The 26,157-nt window shown below is 69.6% G+C and carries 24 protein-coding genes and 1 tRNA gene; 11 read left to right on the forward strand and 14 right to left on the reverse strand.

The features are described from left to right. Positions 1 to 9: 9 nt before the first annotated feature. The 3 genes from IE173_RS04855 to IE173_RS04865 form a co-directional block, all read right to left on the reverse strand. On the reverse strand, positions 10 to 792 hold the full coding sequence (locus IE173_RS04855; RefSeq protein ID WP_191282235.1) for an SDR family oxidoreductase: 783 nt from the start codon (positions 790 to 792) through the stop codon (positions 10 to 12). 55 nt (positions 793 to 847) lie between these two features. Further along, positions 848 to 2,059 carry a dual-specificity RNA methyltransferase RlmN gene (gene rlmN, locus IE173_RS04860; protein WP_191282236.1) on the reverse strand — a complete coding sequence of 404 codons (1,212 nt, stop codon included), beginning with the start codon at positions 2,057 to 2,059 and terminating at the stop codon, positions 848 to 850. Positions 2,060 to 2,124: 65 nt separating this feature from the next. Next, the gene (locus IE173_RS04865) at positions 2,125 to 3,147 is read right to left on the reverse strand and encodes a LacI family DNA-binding transcriptional regulator (protein ID WP_191282237.1); all 1,023 of its coding nucleotides are present in this window, start codon (positions 3,145 to 3,147) and stop codon (positions 2,125 to 2,127) included. Positions 3,148 to 3,303: 156 nt separating this feature from the next. On the opposite strand from IE173_RS04865, the gene IE173_RS04870 reads away from it, so the two are divergent. From IE173_RS04870 to IE173_RS04895, 6 genes are all read left to right on the forward strand, one after another. Beyond that, on the forward strand, positions 3,304 to 5,343 hold the full coding sequence (locus IE173_RS04870; protein WP_229841884.1) for a beta-galactosidase: 2,040 nt from the start codon (positions 3,304 to 3,306) through the stop codon (positions 5,341 to 5,343). Then, on the forward strand, positions 5,336 to 6,229 hold the full coding sequence (locus IE173_RS04875; RefSeq protein ID WP_373298451.1) for a carbohydrate ABC transporter permease: 894 nt from the start codon (positions 5,336 to 5,338) through the stop codon (positions 6,227 to 6,229). The genes IE173_RS04870 and IE173_RS04875 overlap by 8 nt, the downstream gene beginning before the upstream one ends. Continuing rightward, on the forward strand, positions 6,226 to 7,122 hold the full coding sequence (locus IE173_RS04880) for a carbohydrate ABC transporter permease (RefSeq protein ID WP_229841886.1): 897 nt from the start codon (positions 6,226 to 6,228) through the stop codon (positions 7,120 to 7,122). Before IE173_RS04875 ends, IE173_RS04880 begins: the two co-directional genes overlap by 4 nt. A 68-nt stretch (positions 7,123 to 7,190) precedes the next feature. After that, complete coding sequence (locus IE173_RS04885) at positions 7,191 to 8,516, forward strand: ABC transporter substrate-binding protein (RefSeq protein ID WP_191282239.1); 1,326 nt, start codon at positions 7,191 to 7,193, stop codon at positions 8,514 to 8,516. 41 nt (positions 8,517 to 8,557) lie between these two features. Further along, positions 8,558 to 10,639 carry an alpha-galactosidase gene (locus tag IE173_RS04890; protein ID WP_229841887.1) on the forward strand — a complete coding sequence of 694 codons (2,082 nt, stop codon included), beginning with the start codon at positions 8,558 to 8,560 and terminating at the stop codon, positions 10,637 to 10,639. Positions 10,640 to 10,712: 73 nt separating this feature from the next. Further along, the gene (locus IE173_RS04895) at positions 10,713 to 12,440 is read left to right on the forward strand and encodes a sensor histidine kinase (protein WP_191282240.1); all 1,728 of its coding nucleotides are present in this window, start codon (positions 10,713 to 10,715) and stop codon (positions 12,438 to 12,440) included. Here the strand turns inward: IE173_RS04895 and IE173_RS04900 are convergent. After that, a complete protein-coding gene (locus tag IE173_RS04900; RefSeq protein ID WP_191282241.1) occupies positions 12,437 to 12,871 on the reverse strand; it encodes a DUF5997 family protein in 435 nt (144 codons plus the stop codon). The two genes, IE173_RS04895 and IE173_RS04900, sit on opposite strands and share 4 nt — an antisense overlap. Before the next feature lie 55 nt (positions 12,872 to 12,926). Here IE173_RS04900 and IE173_RS04905 point away from each other — a divergent pair, with 55 nt between their 5' ends. Further along, positions 12,927 to 13,472, forward strand: a complete 546-nt coding sequence (locus tag IE173_RS04905; protein ID WP_191282242.1) for a LysR substrate-binding domain-containing protein — start codon at positions 12,927 to 12,929, stop codon at positions 13,470 to 13,472. Between the two features lie 6 nt (positions 13,473 to 13,478). Here the strand turns inward: IE173_RS04905 and IE173_RS04910 are convergent, their stop codons facing one another. Then, positions 13,479 to 13,886, reverse strand: coding sequence for a VOC family protein (locus IE173_RS04910; RefSeq protein WP_191282243.1), 408 nt, complete (start codon positions 13,884 to 13,886; stop codon positions 13,479 to 13,481). 86 nt (positions 13,887 to 13,972) lie between these two features. Between IE173_RS04910 and IE173_RS04915 the strand changes: the two genes are divergently transcribed. Then, positions 13,973 to 14,356: a hypothetical protein gene (locus IE173_RS04915; RefSeq protein ID WP_191282244.1), complete on the forward strand. Its 384-nt coding sequence runs from the start codon at positions 13,973 to 13,975 to the stop codon at positions 14,354 to 14,356. A gap of 39 nt (positions 14,357 to 14,395) precedes the next feature. On the opposite strand, the gene IE173_RS04920 is transcribed toward IE173_RS04915, so the two are convergent. Continuing rightward, positions 14,396 to 14,469: transfer RNA gene (locus IE173_RS04920), tRNA-Pro, on the reverse strand. Positions 14,470 to 14,573: 104 nt separating this feature from the next. Between IE173_RS04920 and IE173_RS04925 the strand changes: the two genes are divergently transcribed. Both IE173_RS04925 and IE173_RS04930 read left to right on the forward strand, forming a co-directional pair. Continuing rightward, entirely contained in the window at positions 14,574 to 15,815 is a 1,242-nt protein-coding gene (locus IE173_RS04925) for an HNH endonuclease signature motif containing protein (protein ID WP_191282245.1), read from the forward strand. 78 nt (positions 15,816 to 15,893) lie between these two features. Beyond that, positions 15,894 to 18,251, forward strand: coding sequence for an ATP-binding cassette domain-containing protein (locus tag IE173_RS04930; RefSeq protein WP_191282246.1), 2,358 nt, complete (start codon positions 15,894 to 15,896; stop codon positions 18,249 to 18,251). Between the two features lie 4 nt (positions 18,252 to 18,255). Here IE173_RS04930 and IE173_RS04935 read toward each other — a convergent pair whose 3' ends face one another. Both IE173_RS04935 and IE173_RS04940 read right to left on the reverse strand, forming a co-directional pair. Further along, entirely contained in the window at positions 18,256 to 18,924 is a 669-nt protein-coding gene (locus IE173_RS04935; protein ID WP_191282247.1) for a cysteine hydrolase family protein, read from the reverse strand. A gap of 2 nt (positions 18,925 to 18,926) precedes the next feature. Beyond that, positions 18,927 to 19,472: an MOSC domain-containing protein gene (locus IE173_RS04940; RefSeq protein WP_191282248.1), complete on the reverse strand. Its 546-nt coding sequence runs from the start codon at positions 19,470 to 19,472 to the stop codon at positions 18,927 to 18,929. 23 nt (positions 19,473 to 19,495) lie between these two features. Here IE173_RS04940 and IE173_RS04945 point away from each other — a divergent pair, with 23 nt between their 5' ends. Beyond that, positions 19,496 to 20,602 carry a 5-methyltetrahydropteroyltriglutamate--homocysteine S-methyltransferase gene (locus IE173_RS04945; protein WP_191282249.1) on the forward strand — a complete coding sequence of 369 codons (1,107 nt, stop codon included), beginning with the start codon at positions 19,496 to 19,498 and terminating at the stop codon, positions 20,600 to 20,602. A 17-nt stretch (positions 20,603 to 20,619) separates the two neighbouring features. On the opposite strand, the gene IE173_RS04950 is transcribed toward IE173_RS04945, so the two are convergent. Genes IE173_RS04950 through scpB form a run of 6 tightly spaced genes read right to left on the reverse strand, consistent with a single transcriptional unit; the run spans position 20,620 to position 26,156 of the window. Further along, entirely contained in the window at positions 20,620 to 21,384 is a 765-nt protein-coding gene (locus IE173_RS04950) for a class I SAM-dependent methyltransferase (protein ID WP_191282250.1), read from the reverse strand. A gap of 57 nt (positions 21,385 to 21,441) precedes the next feature. Then, a complete protein-coding gene (der, locus tag IE173_RS04955; protein ID WP_191282251.1) occupies positions 21,442 to 22,980 on the reverse strand; it encodes a ribosome biogenesis GTPase Der in 1,539 nt (512 codons plus the stop codon). Continuing rightward, positions 22,977 to 23,636 (reverse strand): (d)CMP kinase, encoded by a 660-nt coding sequence (gene cmk, locus IE173_RS04960; protein WP_229841888.1) that lies wholly within the window; start codon positions 23,634 to 23,636, stop codon positions 22,977 to 22,979. The genes der and cmk overlap by 4 nt, the downstream gene beginning before the upstream one ends. Further along, positions 23,633 to 24,742: a prephenate dehydrogenase gene (locus IE173_RS04965; RefSeq protein WP_191282252.1), complete on the reverse strand. Its 1,110-nt coding sequence runs from the start codon at positions 24,740 to 24,742 to the stop codon at positions 23,633 to 23,635. Before IE173_RS04965 ends, cmk begins: the two co-directional genes overlap by 4 nt. Before the next feature lie 5 nt (positions 24,743 to 24,747). Continuing rightward, positions 24,748 to 25,554 carry a pseudouridine synthase gene (locus IE173_RS04970; protein WP_191282253.1) on the reverse strand — a complete coding sequence of 269 codons (807 nt, stop codon included), beginning with the start codon at positions 25,552 to 25,554 and terminating at the stop codon, positions 24,748 to 24,750. Continuing rightward, positions 25,551 to 26,156, reverse strand: a complete 606-nt coding sequence (scpB, locus tag IE173_RS04975) for an SMC-Scp complex subunit ScpB (protein WP_191282254.1) — start codon at positions 26,154 to 26,156, stop codon at positions 25,551 to 25,553. The genes IE173_RS04970 and scpB overlap by 4 nt, the downstream gene beginning before the upstream one ends. Position 26,157 lies beyond the last annotated feature (1 nt).

A 26,157-nucleotide genomic window follows, 5' to 3' on the forward strand; every position in this document is an offset into this window, starting at 1 on the left:
AGGCCGACCTCACCAGGTGGAGTCGCCGCGGATGACGACGTCGGAGCCGCCGTCGATGAAGATGACCTGCCCGCAGAGGTGCGCGTTCTCTTCGCTGGTGAGCCAGGCGAGGAGGTAGCCGACGTCGCGAGGCTGGAAGATGCCGCCCAGCGGCATCGGTACCATCTGCAGAATCGCCTCCCTGGCCTCTTCGCTGCCCGTGTACGCCGCGGTCATCGGGGTCTCGACGACGCCGGGGGCGACCGCGTTGAGCGGGATCCCAGCACCCGCCCACTCGGCGGTCGCCGCATTGCGGCGGATCCACCGCGAGACCGCGCGCTTCGTGGTGCCGTAGATGAGATTCGCCGCGTCACCGCCTGCCGCCTCGAGTTCGGCCCCGCGCTTCATCGCGGCGACCTCGTCGCCGGCGAGCAGAGCGTCGAGCAGGCCGTCGTCGGGTGGGAAGAGCGACGCCATCGACACCGTGGCGACGGCGCGCGGAGCCTCGGACCCGGCGAGCAGCGGCCGCAGCCCGGTGAGGGTCGCGACGGCCCCGAAGTAGTTGACCGCGACCGTGGTCGCCGTCGGCGTCGCGAGACCGGCGTTGGCGATGATCGCATCGATGCGGCCGCCCGAGAGTTCACTGACCCGGGTGACCATCTGCTCTCGGCCCTCGGCCGTCGAGAGGTCGACATTCACGTCGGCGTCGTGGAGGTCCACTCCGATGACGCGGTGGCCGCGCTCGACGAGGAGGGCGGAGGTCGCGAGGCCGATGCCGCTCGCGGCACCGGTGATGACGGTGATCCTGGTCATGCCCCCAGTGTCACGGTGCCCGCTCCGGGGCGGAGGGGTCGAAGGTCCCGTGGCCTCAGGCGGTCTCGTCGGCAGCCGCGAGCTGGCCGCACGCGCCGTCGATCTCCTTGCCGCGGGTGTCGCGCAGGGTCGTCGGGATGCCCATCGCCTCGAGCCGGCGCACGAACTCCCACTGCACGTCGGGCTCGCTCGCCGTCCAGATCGATCCCGGCGTCGGGTTCAGCGGGATGGGATTGACGTGCACCCAGCCGCGCCCTCGGGCGTTGAGCTTCTCGCCGAGGAGGTCGGCGCGCCAGCCATGGTCGTTCATGTCCTTGATGAGCGCATACTCGATCGACACCCGCCGTTTTGTGGCGTCGAAGTAGGCCCGCGCGGCGTCGAGCACCTCGTCGACCTTCCACCGCGAGTTGACCGGGATCAGTTCGTCGCGCAGTTCGTCGTCGGGGGCGTGCAGCGACAGCGCGAACGTCACCGGGATGCCTTCGGCCGCGAGTTTTCCGATCGCCGGAGCCAGGCCGACCGTCGACACGGTGATGCCGCGGGCGCTCATCCCGAGCCCGTCCGGGGCGGGGGCGACCATCGTGCGGATCGCGCGCAGCACCCGCGCGTAATTGGCGAGCGGCTCCCCCATGCCCATGAAGACGATGTTGCTGACCCGTTCCATCGAGTGGTCGGTCTTCTTCTTGCCGCCCAGCTGGCCGTCGGCGATGACCCGGTTGGCCCGCACGATCTGGTCGACGATCTCGGCCGTCGAGAGGTTGCGGGTCAGCCCCGCCTGTCCGGTCGCGCAGAACGGGCAGTTCATGCCGCACCCGGCCTGCGACGAGATGCACAGCGTGATGCGTCCCGGATAGCGCATGAGCACCGACTCGACGAGGGCGCCGTCGTGCAGCTTCCAGAGGAACTTGATCGTGTCGCCCTTGTCGGTCTCGAGTCGCCGCAACTCGGTGAGCAACGGCGGCAAGAGCCCCGCGACGAGCTCTGCGCGACCAGCGGCGGGCAGATCCGTCATCTCGGCGGGGTCGGAGGTCGAGTGCGTGAAGTAGTGCGTCGCGATCTGCTTGGCCCGGAAGGCCGGCATCCCCAGCTCGGTGATCTTCGCCGCCCGCTCGTCGGCGGTGAAGTCGGCGAGATGCTCGGGCGGCTTGCCGCGCTTCGGGCTGGCGAACTGCAGCAGCGGGCGACCGTCGGTGTCGAGCTTCTGCTTCCAGCCCTCGGTTTTCGGGCGCACCTGGCGGATCTCGCCCTGCACCGCGTCGGAAGCCATGGGCTCCAGGGTACGGGGCGTCAGCTGTGACTGATCGCCGGGCGAACTCTCACGCCCGGCTGCGTTCACGCAGAGTCGCGCCAGACGACCTCGGTCGGCAACAGCACGCCGTCAGCTGCCGGTGACCCGGATCGCACCTGCTCGAGCACCAGCTCGGCGGCTCGCGCTCCCAGGTCTCCGGCGGGCTGGCGAATCGTCGAGAGGGCCGGCTGTGCCCGACGCGCCCAGGCGCTGTCGTCGAACCCGACGACGCCGACGTCGGCCGGCACCCGCCGACCGGCGGAGGCGAGGGCTTCGAGGGCACCGACGGCGACCGCGTCGGAGGCCGCGAAGACCCCGTCGATGAGCGGGTCGACGCGCAACAGCTCGGCCATGCCCGCGACGCCGGCGTCGTGGGTGTAGAAACTCTGCCTCGATACCAGCGACTCGTCGTATCCGTCGCCGAGCGCGTCCCGGAACCCGGCCAGTCGGTCGCGACCGGAGTCGCGGTCGAGGCCCGCGGCGATCATGCCGATGCGGGAGCGGCCCGTCGCCTTGAGTCGCCGGGTGATCTGTTCCGCGGCGCCGCGGTTGTCGATGCCGACCCACGGGAGCTGCGGCTGATTGTCGGGCCGGCCGATCATCACGGCCGGCAGCCGCAGATCGGCGATGGCCTGGGAGATCGGGTCGCCCTCGCGCGCGGAGACGATGATCGCCCCGTCGACGAAACCGCCCCCGAGGTAGCCGGTGACCCGCTGCGAATCGCGTTCGGTGTCGATGATGAGCGAGACGAGCTGGTAGTCGGCGGCCGACAGCGACGAATTGATGCCCAACAGGATGGCGCCGATGTTGGGGTCGTCGACGAACACCGAGTGCGGCTCGTGCACGATGAGCGCGATGGCGCCGGAGGACTGGGTCGCCAGGTTGCGCGCGGCGGTGTTGCGCACGTAGCCGACCTTGGCGATGGCGGCTTCGATGGCTTCTCGGGCGGACGCCGAGACGTACGGCTCGCCGTTGAGAACCCGCGAGACGGTGCCGCGCGACACCCCGGCTTCAGCCGCCACGTCGAAGATCGTGGCGCGCTTCTGACGCGGAACAGGTGCGGGCACGGGCTCAGTGTATTGACACCGGCGAACTCTCGTGTCTAATCTGGGAGCGTTCACAGAAAACCTTGACTCCTTCGTTTGCACAACGGTCTGTGCACGCTCCCAGAGTCTCGGTGTCGAGCGACAACGATGTTGATCCGACCGCGGAAGGAATGGCCCGTGAGCACTCCCCGGACCCTGAGCGCTGAGAAGTCGCTCGTGCCGGGATGGGCGACGGGCACCATCACCCTCGGCTGCGATTACAACCCGGAGCAGTGGGACGAGTCGGTGTGGCTCGACGACATCGCGCTCATGACCGAACTCGGTGTCGACCTCGTCGCCATCAACATCTTCGGGTGGGCGCAACTGCAGCCCACCCCCGGCAGCTTCGACTTCGGCCGGCTCGACCGCATCGTCGAACTGCTGCACGCCGCGGGCATCCGCATCAACCTCGGAACCGGCACCTCGTCGCCGCCTCCCTGGCTCGCGCGTCTGCACCCCGAGACGCTGCCGCAGGCGGCCGATGGAACGATCGCCTGGCCGGGCGGACGCCAGGCCTGGTGCCCGAGCTCCCCCGTCTTCCGCGAGAAGTCCCTCGAGCTGGTGAGCGCGATGGTCGAGCGCTACGGCGCCCACCCGGCCGTCGCCCTCTGGCACGTCTCGAACGAACTGGGCTGCCACAACGCGCTCTGCTACTGCGACACCTCGGCCGCGGCGTTCCGCGCCTGGTTGCAGCGCCGCTACGAGACCCTCGATACCCTCAACGATGCGTGGGGAACCGCCTTCTGGAGCCAGCGGGTCGGCGATTGGGCCGACGTGCTGCCTCCTCGCACCACGCGTTCCGCGGCGAACCCGGCCCAGGCCCTGGACTTCGCGCGGTTCTCGTCCGACGAGCTGCTCGCGTCCTATCGCGCCGAAGCCGCCGTGGTGCGTGCCGGCTCCGCCGCTCCCGTCACCACCAACCTCATGGTGACCGCGCACATCAGCACCCAGGACTACTTCGGCTGGGTCGACGACCTCGACCTGATCGCCAACGACCACTACCTCGACCACCGGCTGCCCGACCCGCTCGCCGAGCTCGCGTTCAGTGCCGATCTCACCCGCGGTCTCGCGAAGGGTGATCCATGGATGCTCATGGAGACCTCGACGAGCGCGGTGAGCTGGCAGCCGATCAACCACGCCAAGCGCGACGGCGAGCTGGTGCGCACCGTGCTCGGGCACGTCGCCCGCGGCGCCGACTCGATCTGCTTCTTCCAGTGGCGCGCCTCCCGGCGCGGGGCCGAGAAGTTCCACTCCGCACTGCTCCCCCATGGCGGCACCGGGAACAGCGGGTGGGCACAGAGCCTCGAACTGTCGGCGGTGCTCGACCGGCTGTCGCCGATCGTCGGTTCTCGCGTCGCCGCGCGGGCAGCCATGGTGTTCTCGTGGCCGGCGTGGTGGGCGGCAGAAGGCGACGCCCAGCCGAGCGGTCTGCTGCGCTACCTTCCGGAGGCCCACCGCTACCACCGCGCACTGCGTGCCCTCGGGGTCACCGTCGACCTGGTCGCCCCGGGGACACCGCTCACCGGGTACGACCTGGTGATCGTTCCGACCCTGTACACCGCCACCGACGCGGAGGCCGCCGTGATCGCCGACGCGGCCGAACTCGGCGCCACCGTGCTCATCACCCCGTTCAGCGGAATCGTCGATGACACCGACGCCATCCATCCCGGCAGCTACCCGGGCGCCTTCCGCGACCTGCTCGGTATCGTCATCGACGAGTTCCGCCCCCTCGCCGCCGCCCAGGCGATCCGTCTCGACAGCGGCGCTCGAGGCTCCGTCTGGAGCGAGTCGATCCAGACGCGTGGCGCCGCCATCGTCGACGCCTTCACGGACGGCCCCGCCGCCGGCTCCCCCGCCCTGACCCGGCGCGAGGTCGGCGAGGGCGCGGCCTGGTACGTCGCGACGATGCTCGATGACGAATCGCTGAGCGACCTCCTCGTCCGGCTGTGCGCCGAAGCCGACGTTCCGGTGACCGAGGTCGGCCCCGACGTCGACCTCGTGACCCGGGTCACCGACACCCACGAGGCCACCTTCGTCATCAACCACCGCGACGCGCCGGTCACCGTGCCGGTCAGCGGACTCGATCTCGTCACCGGCGAGACCGTGACCGACACGACGCCCGTGGCCGCGGGTGCCGTTCGCGTGATCGTCACCGAGAGGAGCAATCGTGGTGCGTGACACTGTCGTCACCCCGTCGAGAGCGGTCAGACATCGAAAGGCGCTCGCCGCCTTCCTGCTGCCGTTCGGGGTGCTGTTCGTGCTGTTCTACGTCGTCCCGATCCTGTACGCCGTCTACCAGTCGCTGCTCACCGTCGAGCGGGAGGGCACCTTCGGCCCCGCGGTGCAGGTGTTCGGCGGCCTCACCCAGTACATCGCCGTGTTCCAGAACGAGCCGTTCTGGGCATCCATCGTTCGCGTCCTGATGTTCGGGGCCGTGCAGGTGCCGATCATGCTCGGGCTCGCCCTCATCCTGGCGCTTCTGCTGGACTCGCCGCTCGTGCGCGGCGCGAAGTTCTTCCGGCTCGCGTTCTTCGCCCCGTACGCGGTGCCGAGCGTCATCGCGGCGATCATGTGGGGCTTCCTGTACTCCCCGAACCTGTCGCCGTTCACCGCGGTCACCGGCAGCGTCGACTTCCTCTCAGCCGATGCCGTGCTGTGGTCGATCGCCAACGTGGTCACCTGGGTGTACGTCGGCTACAACATGCTCATCATCTACTCGGCTCTGCTGTCGATTCCGCAGGAGATCTACGAGGCGGCCCGACTCGACGGCGCGAACCAGCTGCGCATCGCCTGGTCGATCAAGATCCCCCTCGTCGCACCCGCCCTCGTGCTGACCGGCATCTTCTCGATCATCGGCACCTTCCAGCTGCTGGCGGAGCCGCAGGTGTTCGCCAGCTTCTCGTCGGCCGTCACGAGCACCTTCACCCCGAACCTGACCATCTACTCGACCGCGTCGGTGCCGAACATGAGCCTCGCCGCGGCCATGTCGGTCGTGCTCGCCGTGGCGACTTTCCTGCTCTCGTTCACCGTCTTGAAGCTCACCCAACGGAGGGCAACGCTATGACGACCACAGCCAGCTTGATGGCGCGTGAGGGCGGGCGGCTCGGACGCACCGCCACGCGGGAGAGCGCCGTGTCACGCACCATCGCGATGGCCGTGATGATCGTCGCCACGCTCTACTTCCTGACGCCGCTGTGGTGGCTGTTCGTCGCGGCGACCAAGTCGCGGGCGGACTTCACCACCACCGCTCCCCTGTGGTTCGCCGACTTCGACCTGTTCGGCAACATCGCCGCGCTCTTCCAGTACCGCGACGGTGTCTTCCTGCGCTGGCTCGCCAACAGCGCGCTCTACGCCGGAGTCGGGGCGGCGCTCGCGACGCTGTTCGCCGCGATGGCGGGGTACGCGATCGCGAAGTACACCTTCCGCGGCCGCGAGACCCTGTTCAACGTCGTGCTCGGGGGCGTGCTCGTGCCTGCGACGGCGCTCGCGTTGCCGCTCTTCCTGATCTTCAGCCAGGCCGGCGCGACGAACACCATCTGGGCGGTGCTGCTGCCGAGCCTGGTCAGCCCGTTCGGGGTCTACCTCTCGAGGATCTACGCCTCGGCGAGCGTTCCCGACGAGATCATCGAGGCCGCGCGCATCGACGGCGCCGGCGAGGTGCGCACCTTCTTCACGGTCGCGACGCGGCTCATGGCGCCGGCGCTGGTGACGATCTTCCTCTTCCAGTTCGTCGCGATCTGGAACAACTTCTTCCTGCCGCTCATCATGCTGCGCGACGAAGCCCTGTTCCCGGTGACGATGGGCCTCTACGTGTGGAACACCCAGGTCAGCCAGATCCCCGACATCCGTGCCCTCGTCGTCGTCGGCTCGCTGCTGTCGATCATCCCCCTCATCGTCACCTTCCTCGGGCTGCAGCGTTTCTGGCAGTCCGGGCTGGCGAACGGCGGGCTCAAATGAGCCCGGCGACAGCGCCTCCGAAAGATCTGAACCACCAAATCAGCACCACCCCAAGAAAGGAACACAGCATGGCGATCTCCACAGTCGCGCGTGCGGGGGCCGTCGTGGCCATCTCCGCTCTCGCCCTGACGGCCTGCTCGACGGGCGGCACCGATGCCGGCGCGAGCGGCGACTGCACTCCCTCCGACGGTCCCGTGACCCTGACCTTCACCACCTGGCTGCCGGGCGTCGAAGACGCCGTCGCCATCTGGAACGAAGAGAACCCCGACATCCAGGTCGAGGTTCAGACCGGCCCGAACGGCAACGGCGGCACGTACCAGAACTTCTTCAACCAGCTCGCGGCCGGAAATGCCCCCGACCTCGGTCAGATCGAGTTCGACGCGATGCCGAACTTCCGGGTGCAGGACGGCCTCGAGAACATCGGGGCGTGCGAAGGCATCCTCGAAGCCGAAGACCAGTTCGTCGGCTGGACCTGGAGCCAGGTGACGTTCGGTGAAGAGGATGCGGTCTACGCGATCCCGCAGGACACCGGCCCGATGGCGATGTTCTACCGCGCCGACCTGTTCGAGCAGGCGGGCATCCCGATTCCGACCACGTGGGAAGAGTACGAAGCCGCCGCGGTGCAGATCCGCGCGCTCGGCGGGTACATCAACAACTTCTCGCAGAGCGACATCAACGCCTTCGCCGGCCTGGTGTGGCAGGCCGGCGGCGAGTGGTTCGGCCAGGACGGCGAGAACTGGACGGTCGACCTGACCAGCGACGAGTCCACCCAGGTGGCCGAGTACTGGCAGGGCCTGATCGACGACGACCTGGTCGCCGTCTACCCGCCGTGGACCGACGAGTGGAACGCCGCCTACAACTCGAGCGAGCTGTGGACCTGGGTCTCCGCCGTCTGGGGCGCCAACACGATCGCGAGCGGCGCGCCCGACACCGCCGGCAACTGGGCGGTCGCCCCGATGCCGCAGTGGGAGGCCGGCGGAAGCGCCGCAGGCAACTGGGGTGGCTCGACCACCGCGGTGCTGAAGGGCTCCGACCACCCGTACGAGGCGGCGCAGTTCGCGCTGTGGCTCAACACGGATGCCGATTCGCTGACCGCGATGAACGCCAGCGCGAGCATCTACCCCGCGACGATCGAGGGCGCCAACCTTCCGGCATTCGCCGAGGGTGTGGAGTTCTACGGCGGTCAGAAGATCTACGAGGTGTTCGCCGAGGCCGGCAACAACGTCAACCCCGACTTCACCTGGGGTCCGACGATGACGCAGGTCTACAACGACGTCGCCGATGGCTTCGCCGCCGCCGTTTCGGGCAACGGTACGCTCGTTGACGCGCTGGCCTCCGGCCAACAGAAGACGATCGCCGCCCTGAAGGCAGCCTCGATCCCCGTCAAGGAGTAGGTATCTCGCTTCTCCACCTCCGTGCCGCGGGTGTCAGCCTTGTGCTCGACGCCCGCGGCACGGCCGTCCCCCGCCTCCTCCACTGGGGAGCCGATCTCGGCGACGTCGACCCCGACATGCTCGAACAGATCGCTGCGGCCCCCGCAATCGCGCCGAGTGCGCCCGACCTCCCCCTTGCCCCGTCCATCCTCGCCGGCCCCGCCGAGGGCTGGAGCGGGTTCCCGGCGATCGTCGCGCACCGCATCGGCAGCGGTCCCGCCCGGCTGCCGCTGCGCATCCGCCGCACCGGGCTCAGCCGAACCGACCCGAACTCGGTGGCGATCGACCTCGCGGTCGACGACGATCACGGCCCGCTACTCGGCGTCGTGTGGCGCGCGACGTTGTCGCCCGAGGGCGTCGTGACGATCGATCTGGATGCGACGACCGCAGCGGCCGAGGGCGTCGAGCTGCACCGGCTGGCCGTCTGCATGCCGGTGCCGGCGCGCGCGAGCGATCTGCTCGACTTCAGCGGCGTGTGGGCCCACGAGCGGCAACCGCAGCGTGGCGCCATCCGCGACGGGCTGCACCTGCGCGACCAGCGACGAGGCCGTCCGGGGCACGACTCCCCCTACCTCACGGTGCTCGGAACCGTCGGCTTCGGATTCCGTTCCGGTGAGGTCTGGGCGTTGCACCACGCCTGGAGCGGCAACAGCACGACAGGTGTCGAGTCACTCGCCACCGGACACCGACGGCTTCTCGCCGCGGAACTGCTGGATGCCGGCGAGGTGAGTCTCGCGAGCGGCGACCACTACCGCGCGCCGCAGACGGTACTCGCCTACAGCGACCACGGCCTCGACGGGCTCTCCGACCGCCTGCATCCCTTCGTGCGTGCCCAGACTCCCCCGGCCCACCGTCCGGTGGTGCTCAACACCTGGGAAGCCGTCTATTACGACCACGCCCTCGAGAAGCTGCTGCCGCTCGTCGACCTCGCTGCCGATCTCGGGGTCGAGCGCTTCGTGCTCGACGACGGCTGGTTCAAGGGCCGCACCGACGACCGCCGGGCGCTCGGCGACTGGACGGTCGATCCCGACCGCTGGCCGTCGGGGCTGCATCCGCTGTCGGAGGCGGTCGTCGCGCGGGGAATGGACTTCGGCCTGTGGGTCGAACCCGAGATGGTCAGCGCCGACTCGCGGCTCGCGCGCGAACATCCCGATTGGATGCTCGCCGACCTCGCCGCGGATGCCGCGGTCCCGCCTTCGTGGCGGCACCAGCACACCCTCGACCTCACCGTGCCCGCCGCCCGCGAACACGTGCTGGAGGCGCTCACCGCGCTGCTCACGGAGTACCCGATCGCGTTCCTCAAGTGGGATCACAACCGCGACCAGCACGCCGGCACCGCGGCCGCCCATACGCGGGCCGTCTACGCCCTCATCGACGCGTTGCGCGAGCGGTTCCCCGACCTGGCGATCGAGAGCTGCGCCTCCGGTGGGGCGCGGGTCGACCTGGGCATGGCGCGACGCGTGCACCGGTTCTGGACGAGCGACACGAACGACGCGCTCGACCGCCAGCGCATCCAGCGGTACAGCGGCCTGCTCATGCCGCCGGAGCTGCTCGGCGGTCACGTCGGCGCCCCCCGTGCGCACATCACCGGGCGTACGCACGATCTCTCGTTCCGTCTCGCGACGGCGCTGTTCGGCAGTGCGGGTATCGAGTGGGATGTGGCTGCCGCGACCGACGAGGATCGAGCCCACCTCCGCAACTGGATCGATCTGGTGAAACAGCTTCGACCGCTCGTGACAACCGGGCGCACCGTGCGCACCGACGAGCCCGGCGACGACCGCCTCGTCCACGGGCTGGTGAGTCCATCCGGCGACGAAGCGATCATCGCCCTCGTCACCCTCGACACCGCAGCGGTCGCGGTGCCTCCCCCGTTGCGCTTCCCGGGTCTCGACCCGGATCGTCGGTATCGCGTGGAACCACTCGACCTCGGCGGAGGCCCCCACGTCGTTCAAGACGCGCCGCCCGCCTGGCTCGCCGAGGGCGGGATCACCGTGACCGGACGGCTGTTGGGCGACCTCGGATTGCCGGTGCCGCTTCTCGCACCACAGCAGGCCCTCCTCCTGCGGGTTCGGGCGGTCGCGTGACCAGCCCGTGGGCAGTCGCAGGACCCCGTAATGGGGCTGACGACGCTGTGCCGAGCTCACTTACCGTCGTCGTATGACCGCGCTCGGCACCGATGCGAGTCTCGGTGCGCGAGACATGCCGTCGACGCTGCGCCGCGCCGTCGGCGTGCTCCTGTGGCTCATGGTCATCGCCAACGTCGTCTACCTGGTGGGCTTGATCCTCTCAGGGGGCGAGCCGAATGCCTTCATCAGCATCTGGGTGTCGCAGGCGACGCAATGGATCCCGGCCGTGATCTTCTGGCTGGTGGCCACCCGCCCCGGCCCCGCCCGCATCCCGATCACGCTCGCCGCGATCGGGGTGACGGCGACCGCATTCGGCGACACCTACTACTCATTCGCGATGGACGAGAACGGCTACCTGGAGTTCCCGTCACCGGCCGACCCGGCCTATCTGCTCTTCTACCCGTTGATGGCGGTAGGGCTCGTTCTCCTCGTGCGGCGTCGGCTCTCCCGTGTCGGGTGGCTGGTGCTGCTCGAGACCGCGGTCGCGACGGCGGGGGTGTCGGCCCTGCTCGCCGTCGTGCTCGCCCCGGTGTTCGACACTGCTCTCGACAGCGGGACCGTGCTCGCGAGCGTCGTCGCCTTCGCCTATCCGTTCTTCGACGTGATTCTGATCGCCGTGATCGCCGGGATCGCGTCGATCCCGACGGAGCGGGTCGGTCGGAGGTGGTGGGCGGTCATCGTCGGCCTCGGTGTCTGGGTCGCGGGCGACATCTCGTACGCCCTCCTCTCGAATACCGGGGACTACCTGGCGGGAACCCCCCTCGACGCCACCTGGGCCGTCGGGCTCGCGTTCATCACGTGGTGGGCGGTCGGCGCTCTGCACCCCCAGTCGGAGATCCCCGCCCCGGTCCGGTACAGCGTCTTCTCTCTGCCGACGATCGGCGTGCTCGCGGGCCTCACCGTGCTCGTCATGGGCACGCAGATGGCGCTCTCGAGCTGGTCGATCGCGCTCGCGGCGCTCACGGTGGCTCTCGGACTCGTGCCGGTCGTGTTGCGCCAGGCGATTCTGGGTCGCATGCTCGGTGCCCAGCAGGAGGCCGTGCGGCGGCTCACCGAACTCGACCAGGCGAAGAGCGACATGCTCGTGACCGTGAACCACGAGTTCCGAACGCCGCTGACGTCGATCAACGGGCATGTCGAACTCCTGCTCGACGGCGTCGGGGGTGACCTGCCATCCGGTGCGCAGGACATGCTCCGCACGATCGAGCGCAACGGCGCGAAGCTGCAGGGCCTGATCGACTCGACGTTCGCGTCATCCCGCTACGACGACGTGGACGGCCATTTCGCCCCGGAGCCGACGGATGTCGCCGCGGTGGTCGGCCGCGCCGTCGAGCGCGTGGAACCGCTCGCCGAGATTCGAGGGGTATCGCTCGCGGTGACCGGCCACGACCCCGAGCTGGTCGTAAGCGCTGACGGAACGCATCTCGAGCGCGCCGTCGCGGGCATCATCGACAACGCCGTGAAGTTCACCGATCACGGTGGTCACGTGACCGTCGCCGTCGAGGCGTCACCGGAGCGCGACGAGGCGGTCATCGTCGTGCACGACACCGGGATCGGCATCCCCCTCGACGACATCCCCCGGCTCTTCACTCGCTTCTTCCGCGCCTCCAACGCACAGGACGCCGCGATTCCAGGGGTGGGACTGGGTCTTTCGATCGCCCAGCAGGTCGTTCAGGCGCACGGCGGAACGATCGACGTCGAATCGTCGGTCGGGCGCGGCACCACGATGACGGTGCGGCTGCCGGCATCCGCTCCTTAGTCGTCGCCCGGCTCGTCACGCCGCGTCGGGCGCTCGCCCACAGCGGTCCCTGGCGCGGCACCGGTTCCCGGCGCGTGCTTCTCGCGCTCGATCGACAGCCATTCCGGCATGTCGGCGAGCAGCGTTCGGATCTCGGAGGTCGTCATCGCGTCGCTGACTCCGGCGCGCGCGAGTGCCGAGTTGGAAACGCCGAGCCGGCGGGCGACCTCGCCGCGCGGGTGCGGCCCTTCGCGGCGCAGGGTGACGAGCCACTCCGGTGGTGCGGCCTGAAGGGCCTGCAGCGCATCCCGGGCGATCGGCGCCGCGCGGAACTCCTCGGGGGTCGCCGGCAGGAAGATGCCGAGCTTGTCGGCCGCGGTCTTGGGGCTCAGCAACTGCTGCTTCGGCGGCTTGGGCTGCTGGCGGCGGTCTTCGCGCGGGGCGTCGGTCATGCTTCGAGGGTACGGGGCGCCCGGGGGCGCCGTGAGCGCGGGCTAGCCTGAAGTCGTGCCCGATCCGCTCATCGTCGCCTTCGTGCCCGGCGTGACGCCCGGCAAGTGGGAGCGGGTGTGGCGTGAGCGCCGGCCCGGCGGTCGCCTCGACCTCGTGCCCCTCCCCCAGTCGGCGGCTCTCGCGGCACTCGCGGACGGCTCCGCCCACATGGCTCTGGCACGTGACGTCGCGGCCGACGACCGGTGGCACGCGATCCCGCTCTACCGGGAGGGCCCGGTCGTCGTCGCGCCGAAGGGTTCGCTCGTGGCGGCTCTGGATGCCGTCGACCTCGCCGATCTCGAGGGCGAGACCGTGCTGCCGGTCGACCTCGCGGAGGGCGCGGGAGAGGATGCCGTGGAGCTGGTCGCCGCGAACGCGGGCGTCGCCGTGATGCCGCAGTCGGTCGCCCGAGCGCTGTCACGCAAGGATGTCGTCGCCCGGCCGCTGCGCGACGCCCCCGACACCGGGATCTCGCTCGTCTGGCCCGTCGAGTCGCCCCATCCGATGTGCGAGGTGTTCATCGGAATCGTGCGCGGCCGCACGGCGAACAGCTCGCGGTGAGCGCTTCTAGCTCGCGGCCTCGCGCGGCGGGTTGTGCATGAACTCGATGCGGATGCCGTTGTCGTCTTCGACGAACGAGGCGTAGTACCGCTCGTTGAACCGCGGGTACACCTTCGGATCGCGCACCACCGACCAGCCGGCTTCGAGTGCGATCCCGTGCAGCCGCTCGACCTCCGCTCGCGAATCGACGGCGAAGGCGAGGTGCTGCCAGCCGACCCGTCCGTGCGTGTGCGGCTCGGAGCCCTCATCGCGGACGGGGTAGAGGATGAGCTCGGGTTCGCCCTTCCGGTACCACGAGACTCCGCCATCCTCGTCGTACCTCGTGAACCCGAGTGCTTCCATCACCGGGTGGAACTGTTCCTTGGCGCGGGCCAAGTCGGCCACGGTGATGCCGAGATGGTCGAAAACGTTCACGGGAGCAGTCTCCCTGATCCCGCCGACGTCCTCCGTCGCGGCTCTCGCTATTCCGCGACGGGAACCCATCGGCTAGGTTCCTCGCCATGACCGACACCGCCACCACCTCTTCGAGCGGTCGCCGCATCCTCTTCCGGGTGGGGTGGATCGTCTTGCTCCTGCTCTCCGCGCTCTTCGCCGTCAACCACATCGCGGGGATCTGGTTCATCGCCGCCTCCACCGACGAACAGCAGCTGTTCGAAGCCTTCGGCGTCGTCAACCTGCTCGCCATCGTGCTGCTCGTGATCCCGTACCGCCGCCGAGAGTGGTGGGCGTGGCTCACCGTCTGGCTCACCATCCTGCCGATCGCGCTCGTCGTCGTCTTCGTCCCGGACGCGATCGGAATCACCTACGTCGTGACGGCCGGCGTCATGTCACTCGGCCAGCTCGCGACTTTGCCGTCGTTCCGCCCCACAAGAACGGCGAACTGAGCCCGCCGAGATCGCGGCGGCGGTCGAATCAGAAATCTGTCGGGCTGACAGGATTTGAACCTGCGACCCCCTGACCCCCAGTCAGGTGCGCTACCAAGCTGCGCCACAGCCCGTGGCATCGCGCCGATTTCGCGGCACGGCCTCCTACTCTAGCCGACCCCGCGAGGGCGGCGGCGCGGGGCGATCCAATGTCGGTGGTTGCCACTTGTCTTGACGCATGGTCACCTTCCGCGACGAGCCGCCGCCGGGCGATTTCGCGAGGGTCGATGCGCGGATGCAGGCGGACGCCGGGGTGATCGACGCGATCGTGGCGGCGGATCGGATGATCGCATCCCTCACCGCCGCGAAGCTGGGGCTCATCGAGTTCGCGCACGCCACCCAGGTCGGGCCGAGCCCGCACGTGCTCGCCGAACGGGAGTTCCGCGCCGAGCTGGCCACCGCACTGCGCATCTCCGAGCGCAGCGCCGAGACGCTCATCGACGAGGCCGAGATCCTCGCCCGTCACCTGCCGACCACCCGAGCCGCTCTCGCCGAGGGGCGCATCACCCCACGCCAGGCGCGCATCCTCGTCGACGAACTCGGCGGCCTCGACGACGGCGAGCGTGACCACCTCGAGCGGCGCATGCTCGACGCTGCCGACCAGTCGGCGGCCTCGTTCCAGCGGGCGATCAAGCGACTGCGCGAAACGAGGGATGCCGACCAGGCCGCCGATCGCCACCGGCGCGCCCGAGAGGGTCGCCAGGTGACCTGTCAGCCCGGGCGCGACGGAATGGCGTGGCTCGTCGCTCACCTACCCGCGGCAGAGGCCTTGGCGATCGACAGCCGACTCGACGACCTCGCCCGCGGGTTGGCCCGACTGCGCGGCGAGACCGGCGACGACCGCTCCCTCGCGCAGCTGCGCGCCGACGCGTTCGGCGACGTGCTGCTCGACCGCGACACCCGCGCATCCCGTCGGTTCGGTGACGCCAAGCCCACCGTCGTCGTCACGGTGCCGATCTCGGTGCTCATGGGCGCATCCGATGCTCCCGCCGAGATCGTCGGCTACGGGCCGATCGACGACGAGACCGCACGCGAACTGACGGCCGAAGCGCCGGTGCTGCGACGGATGCTGACAGACCCGCGCGACGACGCGATCATCGCGCTCGGCCGCACCCGGTACCGCATGACCGACGACCTCCGCCTGCTGCTCACCGTGCGCGACGGGCGTTGCCGGTTCGCCGGGTGCTTCCGCCGGGTGGCGGCGTGCGACCTCGACCACACGCAGGCGTGGGCCGACGGCGGCACGACCGACGCGTGCAACCTCGAGCATCTCTGCCGCGGCCATCACACCCTCAAACACGAGACCCGCTGGCGTGTCGAAGCGCATCATCCCGACGGAACCATCGACTGGGCCTCCCCCACCGGCCGCCGACATCGCTCCCGGCCGGCTCGGGCGGTCGGTGCCGATCCGCCTCCGTAGCCGGCCCCACGACCCGGCATCCCGATCGGGCGGTTTCGGATAAGCCCACCGTCCGGGGTCGCCGCTACCGTGGGCACTATGCCGACGACTCCTCATCCCGCCGACAGCCACGACCTCATCCGCGTCATCGGCGCGCGCGAGAACAACCTCAAGAACATCAGCGTCGACCTGCCCAAACGCCGGTTGACGGTGTTCACGGGTGTGTCCGGATCGGGCAAGTCGAGCCTCGTCTTCAACACGATCGCGGCCGAATCCCAGCGCCTGATCAACGAGACGTATCCGGCGTTCGTGCAGGGCTTCATGCCGAGCCCCGGCCGACCCGATGTCGACGTGCTCGACGGCCTGACGACGGCGATCATCGTCGACCAGGAGCGAATGGGCGCCAACGTGCGCTCCACCGTCGGAACGGCGACGGACGCCAACGCGATGCTGCGCATCCTGTTCAGCCGCATGGGCGAGCCCCACATCGGCGGCCCCGGCGCTTTCTCGTTCAACATCCCGACGAGCGAGACGAGCGGCGTCCGCACCACCTCGACCGGCGAGCGCACCGTGATCGAGAAAGAGATCTACACCGGCGGGATGTGCCCGCGGTGCGAGGGTTCGGGCGCCGTGAGCGACATCGATCTCACCCAGCTGTTCGACGAGACGAAGTCGATCAAGGCGGGCGCGCTGACGATCCCCGGGTACAACGCCGAAGGCTGGGGCGTGCGTCTCTTCACCGAGTCGGGACTCGTGCCCGGCGACATCCCGATCAAAGACTTCACCCCCGAGCAGCGTCACGACTTCCTCTACAAGGAGGCGACCAAGGTCAAGGTCGCCGGCATCAACATGACCTACCTCGGTCTGGTTCCGCAGGTGCAGAAGTCGTTCCTCTCGAAAGACGTCGAGGCGATGCAGCCGCACATCCGAGCCTTCGTCGAGCGGGCCGTCACCTTCACGCCCTGCCCCGAGTGCGAGGGCACCCGGCTGAGCGCCGCGGCGCGGTCGTCGAAGATCGACGGGGTCAGCATCGCCGACGCCTGCCGCATGCAGATCAGCGACCTCGCCGAGTGGGTGCGCGGCCTGAAGGGATCGAACATCGGGCCGCTCCTGGAGAACCTGCAGCAGACCCTCGACTCGTTCGTCGAGATCGGCCTCGGCTACCTCAGCCTCGACCGGCCGTCGGGCACCCTCTCGGGCGGCGAAGCCCAGCGCACCAAGATGATCCGCCACCTCGGGTCGAGCCTCACCGACGTCACCTACGTCTTCGACGAGCCGACGATCGGCCTGCACCCCCACGACATCCAGCGCATGAACGAACTGCTGGTGCGGCTGCGCGACAAAGGCAACACGGTGCTCGTCGTCGAGCACAAACCCGAGATGATCGCGATCGCCGACCACGTCGTCGACCTCGGCCCGCGCGCGGGTACGAACGGCGGCGAGATCCAGTTCGAAGGCACCGTCGACGCCCTCCGCACCAGCGACACCCTCACCGGGCGGCACCTCGACGACCGCGCGCAACTGAAGGATGCCGTGCGCACCCCGAGCGGCGCGATCGAGATCCGGAACGCCACCCGCAACAATCTGCAGAACGTGTCGGTCGACATCCCTCTCGGCGTGCTGTGCGTCGTGACCGGGGTCGCCGGATCGGGCAAGAGCTCGCTCATCCACGGCTCGATCCCCGCGAGCGCGGACGTCGTCTCGGTCGACCAGGCGGCGATCAAGGGCTCGCGTCGCAGCAACCCGGCGACGTACACGGGACTGCTCGACCCGATCCGCACCGCGTTCGCGAAGGCCAACGGCGTCAAGCCCGCCCTGTTCAGCGCCAACTCGGCCGGGGCGTGTCCGAACTGCAACGGGAACGGCGTCATCTACGCCGACTTCGGCTCGATGGGCAGCGCCTCCACCGTCTGCGAGGTGTGCGAGGGCAAGCGGTTCCTCGCCGAGGTGCTCGAGTACCGGCTCGGCGGCAGAAACATCAGCGAGGTGCTCGGCTTGAGCGTCGACGAAGCCATCGCCTACTTCGCCGACGGGGAGTCGAAGGTGCCGGCCGCCCACGCGATCCTGGTGCGCATGGCGGATGTCGGCCTCGGCTACCTCACCCTCGGTCAGCCGCTCACCACCCTCTCCGGCGGCGAACGGCAGCGGCTCAAGCTGGCGATCCACATGGCCGACAAGGGCGGCGTGTACGTACTCGACGAACCGACGACGGGGCTCCACCTCGCCGACGTGCAGCAGCTGCTCGGTCTACTCGACCGGCTGGTCGACGCGGGCAAGTCGGTCATCGTCATCGAGCACCACCAGGCCGTGATGGCCCATGCCGACTGGATCGTCGACATCGGCCCCGGTGCCGGTCACGACGGCGGCAAGATCGTCTTCGAAGGCACGCCCGCCGACCTGGTCGCGAAGAAGTCCACCCTCACCGGGCAGCACCTCGCCCAGTACGTCGGCGCGTGACGATTCAGCCGGCGATCGCCACCGTGGCGGCCAACTCGCTGGTGACCACCGCTGTGGTGGCGGCCAGCACGCCGATCCTCCCCGCCTCCTCAAGGTGGTCGGGGCGCACGCCGGAGATCGCGTCGGCGACGACGAGCACCCGATAGTCGCGTTCACTGCCCCCGTAGGCGGTGGCACGCGGACAGTTGGGGTAGTTGCACCCGGCCAGCACGATCGTGGTGACGTCGAGGCCGCGCAGATGCTCGTCGAGGGCGGTGCGGTGGAAGGCTCCCCACCGCGGCTTCCAGATCGCCCACTCCTGCGCGCCCAACAGCTGTGCGGCACCGTCGAGAAGAACCTCGGGATCGAGCTCGGGCGCACCTGGGGGAAGGAGATCTGGCACGATCTGGGAGCCCGGGGTGTGGGGTCTCACGATCGGGGCGCCGGATGCGATGAGGTTGCGACGGGGCAGGTCGACATCGTCGCCGTCGTACAGCCGCACGATGTGCACGATCGGACGGCCCGCCTCCCGGTAGGCCTGCAGCAGGGTGGCGATCGCCGGCAGAACCTGAGTGGTGCCCGGGACGGGGCTGGCGCCGCCATCCACGAAGTCCCGCTGCGTGTCGATCACCACCAGAGCCGAGCGCCCCAGTTCCGGTGCGATGTGGGGGTCGACGTCGGTCCAGGTGCTCACGGTCAGACTCCCTGGTAGATGTCGAGCACCGTCGGTGCGCCCGCAGGGGCCGGCAGCACCTCGATCGCGTCGCCGGCTCGGACCGAGCCGGTGGACACCACCCTCAGGTAGGCACCGAGCCGCCGGGCTTCCGAGAACCGCCGCACCCAGCCGTTGTCCTCCTCGCCCATCCACCGGGCGAACGTCATGCACGGCGTGCGGGGCATCGTCACCTCCAGCACGACGCTCTCGCCGACCCGCCAGCGCTCGCCCACCCGGGCGTTGCTCACGTCGAGTCCCGCGACCCGCAGATTCTCGCCGAACAGACCGGGTGGGATGTCGCGGCCGAGCTGTTCGGCCCACCAGTCGGCATCCTCCGCCGCGTAGGCGTAGACGGCCTTGTCGTCGCCGCCGTGGTGCTTGCGGTCGGCCTGCACGTCCGCGTAGAGCCCGAACCGCCCGACCTTGACCGCGCCCTCGACCGGCTGTTTGTCGATCGCGGTGGTGCCGACCGTTCCGGCATCATCGTGCAACTGTGACACCACGCACGGAGCGACAAGGCGAGCCATACGCCCACCCTAAGCTGAGCCGCATGCCCCGTTTGACTCCCCCGTTCCGCGCCGACCAGGTCGGAAGCTTCCTGCGCACCGCCGCCATCAAGGAGGCGCGCGCCCGCCACGAAGCCGGCGAACTGGATGCCGCGGAGCTGCGCCGCATCGAAGACCACGAAATCGCCGAGCTCATCCGCCAGCAGGAGAACGCCGGTCTGCAGCTCGCGACCGACGGGGAGTTCCGCCGCTCGTGGTGGCACTTCGACTTCATCGGCCTGCTGGAGGGCGTCGAGATCGTCGAAATCGACCACGGCATCCAGTTCCAGGGGGTGCAGACCAAGCCGCGCAGCCCCGCCGTGGTCGGAAAGATCGGCTTCCCGCCGAACCACCCGTTCCTCGACCATTTCGCTTTCCTCGCCGCGCACACCAGCGTCACCCCGAAGATGACCATCCCCTCGCCGACGGTGCTGCACTGGCGGGCCGAGGCGTCGGGCATCGACCCCGCCTTCTACGCCGACCGCGACGCCATCCTCGACGACCTTGCGGCCACCTACCGCGCGGCGGTGCAGGCCTTCTACGACGCCGGATGCCGCTACCTGCAGTTCGACGACACGACCTGGGCCTACCTCTGCTCGCAGGCCGAGATCGAGAAGGCCGCCGCGCGCGGTGTCGACGTCGACGGTCTCGCCGAGAAGTACGTGAAGCTCATCAACGACTCGATTCGCGACAAGCCCGCCGACATGGTGATCACCACGCACGTCTGCCGCGGCAACTTCAAGTCGACCTGGATCTCGTCCGGCGGCTACGAGCCGGTCGCCGAACCGCTGCTCGCGGGCTGCAACTACGACGGCTACTTCCTCGAGTACGACACCGAGCGAGCCGGTGGTTTCGAGCCGCTGCGCTTCCTGCCGAAGGGCGACAAGATCGTCGTGCTCGGCCTGATCACCTCCAAGAGCGGCGACCTCGAAGACCCCGCCGATGTCAAGAAGCGCATCAGCGAGGCGAGCGAGTTCGTCGCGCTCGACCAGCTCGCGCTGAGCCCGCAGTGCGGCTTCGCCTCCACGGAGGAGGGCAACGTTCTCACCGAGGAACAGCAGTGGGCGAAGATGCGCGAGATCGTGGAGTTGGCCGACGAGGTGTGGGGCTGAGTCGAGGTCAGGTCAGGTCAGGGCGCGCTGAACCGGTAGACGTACAGCCGGTACGGAAGCCGCAGCATCCCCTCGCCGTCGGCGACCCGCTCGCCGAGCGCTCGCACGGCATCCAGCATCTGGTGCCGATCGGCCTCGGATGCCGTGATCACGAAGCCGTGCGTCGCCGCGAGGTCGACGAGGGTCGCGACATCGATCGTCGAGGTCCACGCGAACTCGCGCATCGCGTCGAACGCAAGCGGCTCGGTCACGACCGGCCCGCCTGCCTCGAGCATCAGTTCGTCGGCGCTCTGGTGACCGAGGATGTCCGCGAGCTCCGCGACCCAGCGCCCATCAGAAGCCTGCTCGCGGGCATCCCGGATGTTCCAGAACAGCCCGAGACTCCCGCCGGGACGCAGGACGCGCGCGACCTCGCTGCTGCCCCGCGGCGGGTCGACCCAGTGCCAGGACTGCCCGAAGGTCACCACGTCGAAGCTGGCGTCGGCGAACGGCAGCTGCTCGGCGGTGCCGGTCACCGTCGTTACCTCGGGGTGTTTCGCCGACAGCACCGCGAGCATCCCCGGATCGGGGTCGACGGCCGTGACCGCGCGGCCCGGGGCGAGCAGTGCGTCGGTCAGCTTGCCCGTCCCCGTGCCGACATCGGCGATTCTGAGTTCTCCCGCGACGGGCGCGCCGGCGGAGAGGAACCACGCGACGGCGTCCGCCGGGTATCCGGGGCGCACCCGCTCATAGAGTTCGGCGATGCTGCCGAAGTTGCGCGACCGTGCAGCCGGAAAAGCCATGTACTGAGCTTCCCGCCCGAACCTCCGAAGTCGCAGGGTATGGCGGGCGGTGCAGGCTCAGCGCTTGCGCTTCTCGCGCACCCGCATGTTGACGATGATCGGGGTGCCCTCGAACCCGTAGACCTCGCGCAGACGCCGCTGGATGAAGCGTCGGTAGCCGGGGTCGAGGAAGCCGGTCGTGAACAGCACGAACGTGGGCGGCCGGGTCGCCGCCTGGGTGCCGAACAGGATGCGGGGCTGCTTGCCGCCGCGCACCGGGTGCGGATGCTCCGCCGTGAGCTCGGCGAGCAGCGCGTTGAACTTGCCGGTCGGGATGCGCATGTCCCACGAGTTCAGTGCGGTCTCGAGGGCCGGAACCAGCTTCTCGAGGTGCCGGCCCGTACGGGCGGAGATGTTGACCCGCGGCGCCCACGCCACGTGGGCGAGGTCTTGCTCGATCTCGCGCTCCAGGTAACGGCGACGTTCGTCGTCGAGCAGGTCCCACTTGTTGAACGCGAGCACGAGCGCACGGCCCGACTCGAGCACCAGCTCGACGATGCGCAGATCCTGCGTCGAGATCGGCTCGGTGACGTCGAGCACGACGACCGCGACCTCGGCCTTCTCGAGCGCCGCGGCGGTGCGCAGGGAGGCGTAGAAGTCGGCGCCGTGCTGCAGGTGCACGCGCTTGCGGATGCCGGCGGTGTCGACGAACGTCCAGATCTTGCCCGCGAGTTCGATGTTCTCGTCGACCGGGTCACGGGTGGTGCCCGCCATCGGGTCGACGACGACGCGCTCCTCGCCGGCGGCCTTGTTGAGCAGCGAACTCTTGCCGACGTTCGGCCGGCCGAGGATCGCGACCCGGCGCGGGCCGCCGATCTCCTGCTTCGCGACCGCCGACACGGCGGGCAGCAGCTTCATGACCTCGTCGAGCACATCCGCGACGCCGCGGCCGTGGATCGCCGAGACCGGCCACGGCTCCCCCAGCCCGAGGCTCCACAGTTCCGCGGCCTGCGTGTCTTTCACGGCGTCGTCGGACTTGTTGGCGACGAGGATGACGGGGCGCTTCGAGGCGCGCAGCATCCGCACCACGTGCTCGTCGGTCGCGGTCGCGCCGACGTTGATGTCGACGACGAACAGCACCGCGTCGGCGAGGTCGACCGCGACCTCCGCCTGAGCGGCGACGGAGGCGTTGATGCCCTTCGCGTCGGGCTCCCAGCCACCCGTGTCGACGACCGTGAACCGGCGTCCGGCCCACTCCGACTTGTAGGCGACGCGGTCGCGCGTCACGCCGGGAACGTCTTCGACGACCGCTTCGCGGCGACCGAGGATGCGGTTGACGAGTGCCGACTTGCCGACGTTCGGCCGGCCGACGATCGCGAGCACCGGCAGCGCCGGCAGGTAGACGATGCCGTCGACGCCCTCGGTGGCCGCTTCGAGCAGCTCGAGGTCCTCGTCTTCGAGTTCGTAGTCGGCGAGTCCCGCACGCAGCGAGGCGGCGCGCTGCTCGGCGAGATCCTCGTCGAGTTCGTCGAGGCGGGTCAGCAGGCCGGGGTCGAGATCGGCCTCGAACTCGGCCTCCGCGTCGGGCCCATCGATCGGGGGGTTGGTGTCGCTCATCGTGCTGCCTCCACCAGGTCGAGCACGGCCGCAACGGTCTGCTCGAAGTCCAGGTCGGTCGAATCCAGGGTCGTGACGCCGGGTGCCGCGGTCATGAAGTCGACGACGGCGGCGTCCTTTCGGTCTCGGTCGCGCAGCTGCGTCGCAGTGCCCGCGTGTTCGGGGGTGAGTTCGCGCGAACGCCGCGCGACGCGCACGGCCTCGTCGGCGGTCAACAGGATGCGCACCTCGGCATCCGGGGCGACGACGGTCGTGATGTCGCGGCCTTCCACGACGATGCCGGCCTCGCGACTCGCGGCGATCATCGCGCGGAACATGTCGGTGAGCCGCACCCGCACCTCGGGAATGCGCGCGACGTCGCTCACGACGGCGGTGATGCGCGGTTCCCGGATGGCCGTGGTGACGTCGGTCTCGCCGACCTTCACGATCGTTCCGTCGGGGGTCGCGATGGTCGCGTAGCCGAGGTCGTCGACGAGGGCGATGACGGCATCCCTGTCCTCGGGGTCGACGCCGCGTTCCAGCGCGAGCCAGGTGAGCGCGCGATAGGCGGCACCGGTGTCGAGGAAGTCGAAGCCGAGCCGGGATGCCGCGGCGCGGCTCACACTCGACTTGCCGCTTCCGGCGGGACCGTCGATCGCCACCACGAGGCCGGTCACGAGGTGCTCCCCTGGGTCTGTCCGCCGCGCGCGAGCTCCCAGCCGCGGGCCTCGAGTGCCTCGGCGAGACGCCCCGCGGCTTCGGGCACGACGGCGATCTCGGCGAAACCGATCTGGGCACCCGGGGAGTGCTCGAGGCGCAGGTCTTCCATGTTGACCCCCTCCTCGCCGATCTCAGTCAGCAGTCGTGCGAGCTCGCCCGGCGCGTCGGCGACCTGCACCACCAGGGTCTCGTAGCGCGCGTCGCTGCCGTGCTTGCCGGGGATGCGCGCCACCCCCTGGTTGCCGCGGGTGAGCATCGCGGCGAGACGCGTCGGCGCGCCCGGAGCGGCGGGATCCTCGAGCGCAGCGACGACCCCATCGAGGTCGTCGCGGAAGGCGCGCAGAACCTCGGTGACGGGTGCGGCGTTGGCGCCGAGAATCTGCATCCACAGCTCGGGGTCGCTGCCGGCGATGCGGGTCGTGTCGCGCAGCCCCTGCCCTGCGAGTGCGGGGACGGCGGCGCTGCCGCCGAGCAGCCGCGCCGCGAGCAGCGACGCCACGATCTGCGGCACGTGCGAGACCAACGCGACGGCCCGATCATGCTCGTCGGGGCTGAGCCGGATCGGCGTGGACCCGAGATCGAGCGCCAGGGCCTCGATGAGCCGCTCCTGAGCGGGCGTGGTGAGCGCGTGCGGGGTGATGACCCACGGGCGACCCAGGAAGATGTCGGCACGAGCTGCCATCGCCCCGCCGCGCTCGCGCCCCGCCATCGGATGCGAACCGAGGTAGCGGGCGACGTCGGCGCCGCGCGCGGTGAGGTCGGCGAGGATGCTGCCCTTGATGCTCGCCACATCGGTGACGAGAGCGCCCGGGTGCGCGTCGAGTTCGGCGGCGACCAGGTCGGCGGTCGAGTCGGGGGCCACCGCGACGATCACGAGCGCCGGATCGTCGCCCGGCGCGGCCTCGCGCCCCGCGCCGTAGTCGATCGCGAGACGCAGGGCCGCGGGCGACCGGTTGGCGAGGATGACGTCGACCCCGAGGTGACGCAGGGCGAGGCCGATGCTCGTGCCGAGCAGCCCGGTGCCGACGATGCGCACCTGACCAGCGAGGCGAGCAGCGTTCATCGGAATCAATCCTGGGTGTCGGAGGACGAAGAGGTGTGGGGCTCGCGAGCGAGAGTCAGCAACTGCCCGAGTTCCAGCTTACCGAGGTCGCGGCTTCGTCCCGACGCGAGGGTGCCCAGATGCAACGGACCGAACTGCCGACGCACCAATTCCAGCACCGGGTGACCCACGGCATCCAGCATGCGGCGCACGATGCGGTTGCGCCCCGAGTGGAGGGTGATCTCGACGATGCTGTGGCCGTTCGACGGCTCGCCCACGAGCCGCGCCTTGTCGGCACGGATCGGGCCGTCCTCCAACTCGACGCCGTCGCGTAGCTTCTTGAGCGCCGCCGGGTAGACGATTCCCTTGACGGTGGCGATGTAGGTCTTCTCGACCCCGAACGACGGATGCGCGAGCACCTGGGCGAGATCGCCATCGTTGGTGAGGATGAGCAGACCGCTGGTGTCGGCGTCGAGCCGGCCCACGTTGAACAGCCGCTCCTCGTAGTCCGCGGTGAACTCGCGCAGGTCGCGACGGCCGCGCTCGTCGGCCATCGATGACACCACGCCGACCGGCTTGTTGAGCATCACGTAGCGCTTGGAGACGTCCAGTTGCACCGCCTGCCCGTCGACGGCGACCAGATCGACGGCCGGGTCGACCCGGGAACCCGGTTCGGTGACGACCTCGCCGTTGACCGACACCCGGCCCTCGGCGATGTACTGCTCGCAGACCCGTCGCGACGCGACGCCCGCCGCCGCGAGCACCTTCTGCAGTCGCTCACCGTCGGTGCGCCCACCCTCCGAGCGCCCGCCCTCGGGGCGTCCGTCGGTCATGAGAGGTCGTCGAAGCCGTCGCGACCGTCGACCAGCAACGGCGAGATCGGCGGAAGCTCGTCGAGCGAGTTGATGCCGAGCGACGTCAGCAGCAGCGGCGTGGTCTCGTAGTGGATCGCGCCGGTCTCGGAGTCGGTGTACGCCTCTTGGATGAGGCCCCGGCCCAGAAGGGTGCGCACGACCGAGTCGACGTTCACCGCGCGGATGGCCGCGACGGAACCGCGGCTGATCGGCTGCTTGTAGGCGATCACCGCGAGGGTCTCGAGGGCAGCCTGCGAGAGCTTCGTCGGGTTCTGCGTGAGCACGAACTCTTTGACGACGTCGTCGTAGGCGGGACGCACGTAGATGCGCCAGCCGCCGCCCACCTCGCGCAGCTCGAACCCGCGCGTCGGACCGCCGCTCTCGCCGTCGTAGTCGGCGACGAGGCGCTCGATCGACTGGCGCACCGCCGCGATCGGCGAGCCGAGGGCCGTCGCCAGGCTGACCAGCGGCAACGGTTCGTCGGCGACCATCAGGACGGCTTCGAGGGCTCGCTCGAGATCCATCGGGGGTCTCGGAACACCGTCGACCTCGTCGACGACGCTCGCGGAGCTGTTGGACATC

Source organism: Pseudolysinimonas yzui (assembly GCF_014653215.1).
In the GTDB taxonomy this organism is placed as follows: Bacteria; Actinomycetota; Actinomycetes; order Actinomycetales; family Microbacteriaceae; genus Pseudolysinimonas_A; species Pseudolysinimonas_A yzui.

Bases quoted from the DNA above. Each gene is read 5' to 3' on its own strand.
- IE173_RS04855 (WP_191282235.1), bottom strand. From the start codon at position 792: ATGACCAGGATCACCGTCATCACCGGTGCCGCGAGCGGCATCGGCCTC.
- rlmN (WP_191282236.1), bottom strand. From the start codon at position 2,059: ATGGCTTCCGACGCGGTGCAGGGCGAGATCCGCCAGGTGCGCCCGAAA.
- IE173_RS04880 (WP_229841886.1), top strand. From the start codon at position 6,226: ATGACGACCACAGCCAGCTTGATGGCGCGTGAGGGCGGGCGGCTCGGA.
- IE173_RS04885 (WP_191282239.1), top strand. From the start codon at position 7,191: ATGGCGATCTCCACAGTCGCGCGTGCGGGGGCCGTCGTGGCCATCTCC.
- IE173_RS04895 (WP_191282240.1), top strand. From the start codon at position 10,713: ATGACCGCGCTCGGCACCGATGCGAGTCTCGGTGCGCGAGACATGCCG.
- IE173_RS04900 (WP_191282241.1), bottom strand. From the start codon at position 12,871: ATGACCGACGCCCCGCGCGAAGACCGCCGCCAGCAGCCCAAGCCGCCG.
- IE173_RS04915 (WP_191282244.1), top strand. From the start codon at position 13,973: ATGACCGACACCGCCACCACCTCTTCGAGCGGTCGCCGCATCCTCTTC.
- IE173_RS04925 (WP_191282245.1), top strand. From the start codon at position 14,574: ATGGTCACCTTCCGCGACGAGCCGCCGCCGGGCGATTTCGCGAGGGTC.
- IE173_RS04930 (WP_191282246.1), top strand. From the start codon at position 15,894: ATGCCGACGACTCCTCATCCCGCCGACAGCCACGACCTCATCCGCGTC.
- IE173_RS04940 (WP_191282248.1), bottom strand. From the start codon at position 19,472: ATGGCTCGCCTTGTCGCTCCGTGCGTGGTGTCACAGTTGCACGATGAT.
- IE173_RS04945 (WP_191282249.1), top strand. From the start codon at position 19,496: ATGCCCCGTTTGACTCCCCCGTTCCGCGCCGACCAGGTCGGAAGCTTC.
- IE173_RS04950 (WP_191282250.1), bottom strand. From the start codon at position 21,384: ATGGCTTTTCCGGCTGCACGGTCGCGCAACTTCGGCAGCATCGCCGAA.
- der (WP_191282251.1), bottom strand. From the start codon at position 22,980: ATGAGCGACACCAACCCCCCGATCGATGGGCCCGACGCGGAGGCCGAG.
- IE173_RS04965 (WP_191282252.1), bottom strand. From the start codon at position 24,742: ATGAACGCTGCTCGCCTCGCTGGTCAGGTGCGCATCGTCGGCACCGGG.
- IE173_RS04970 (WP_191282253.1), bottom strand. From the start codon at position 25,554: ATGACCGACGGACGCCCCGAGGGCGGGCGCTCGGAGGGTGGGCGCACC.
- scpB (WP_191282254.1), bottom strand. From the start codon at position 26,156: ATGTCCAACAGCTCCGCGAGCGTCGTCGACGAGGTCGACGGTGTTCCG.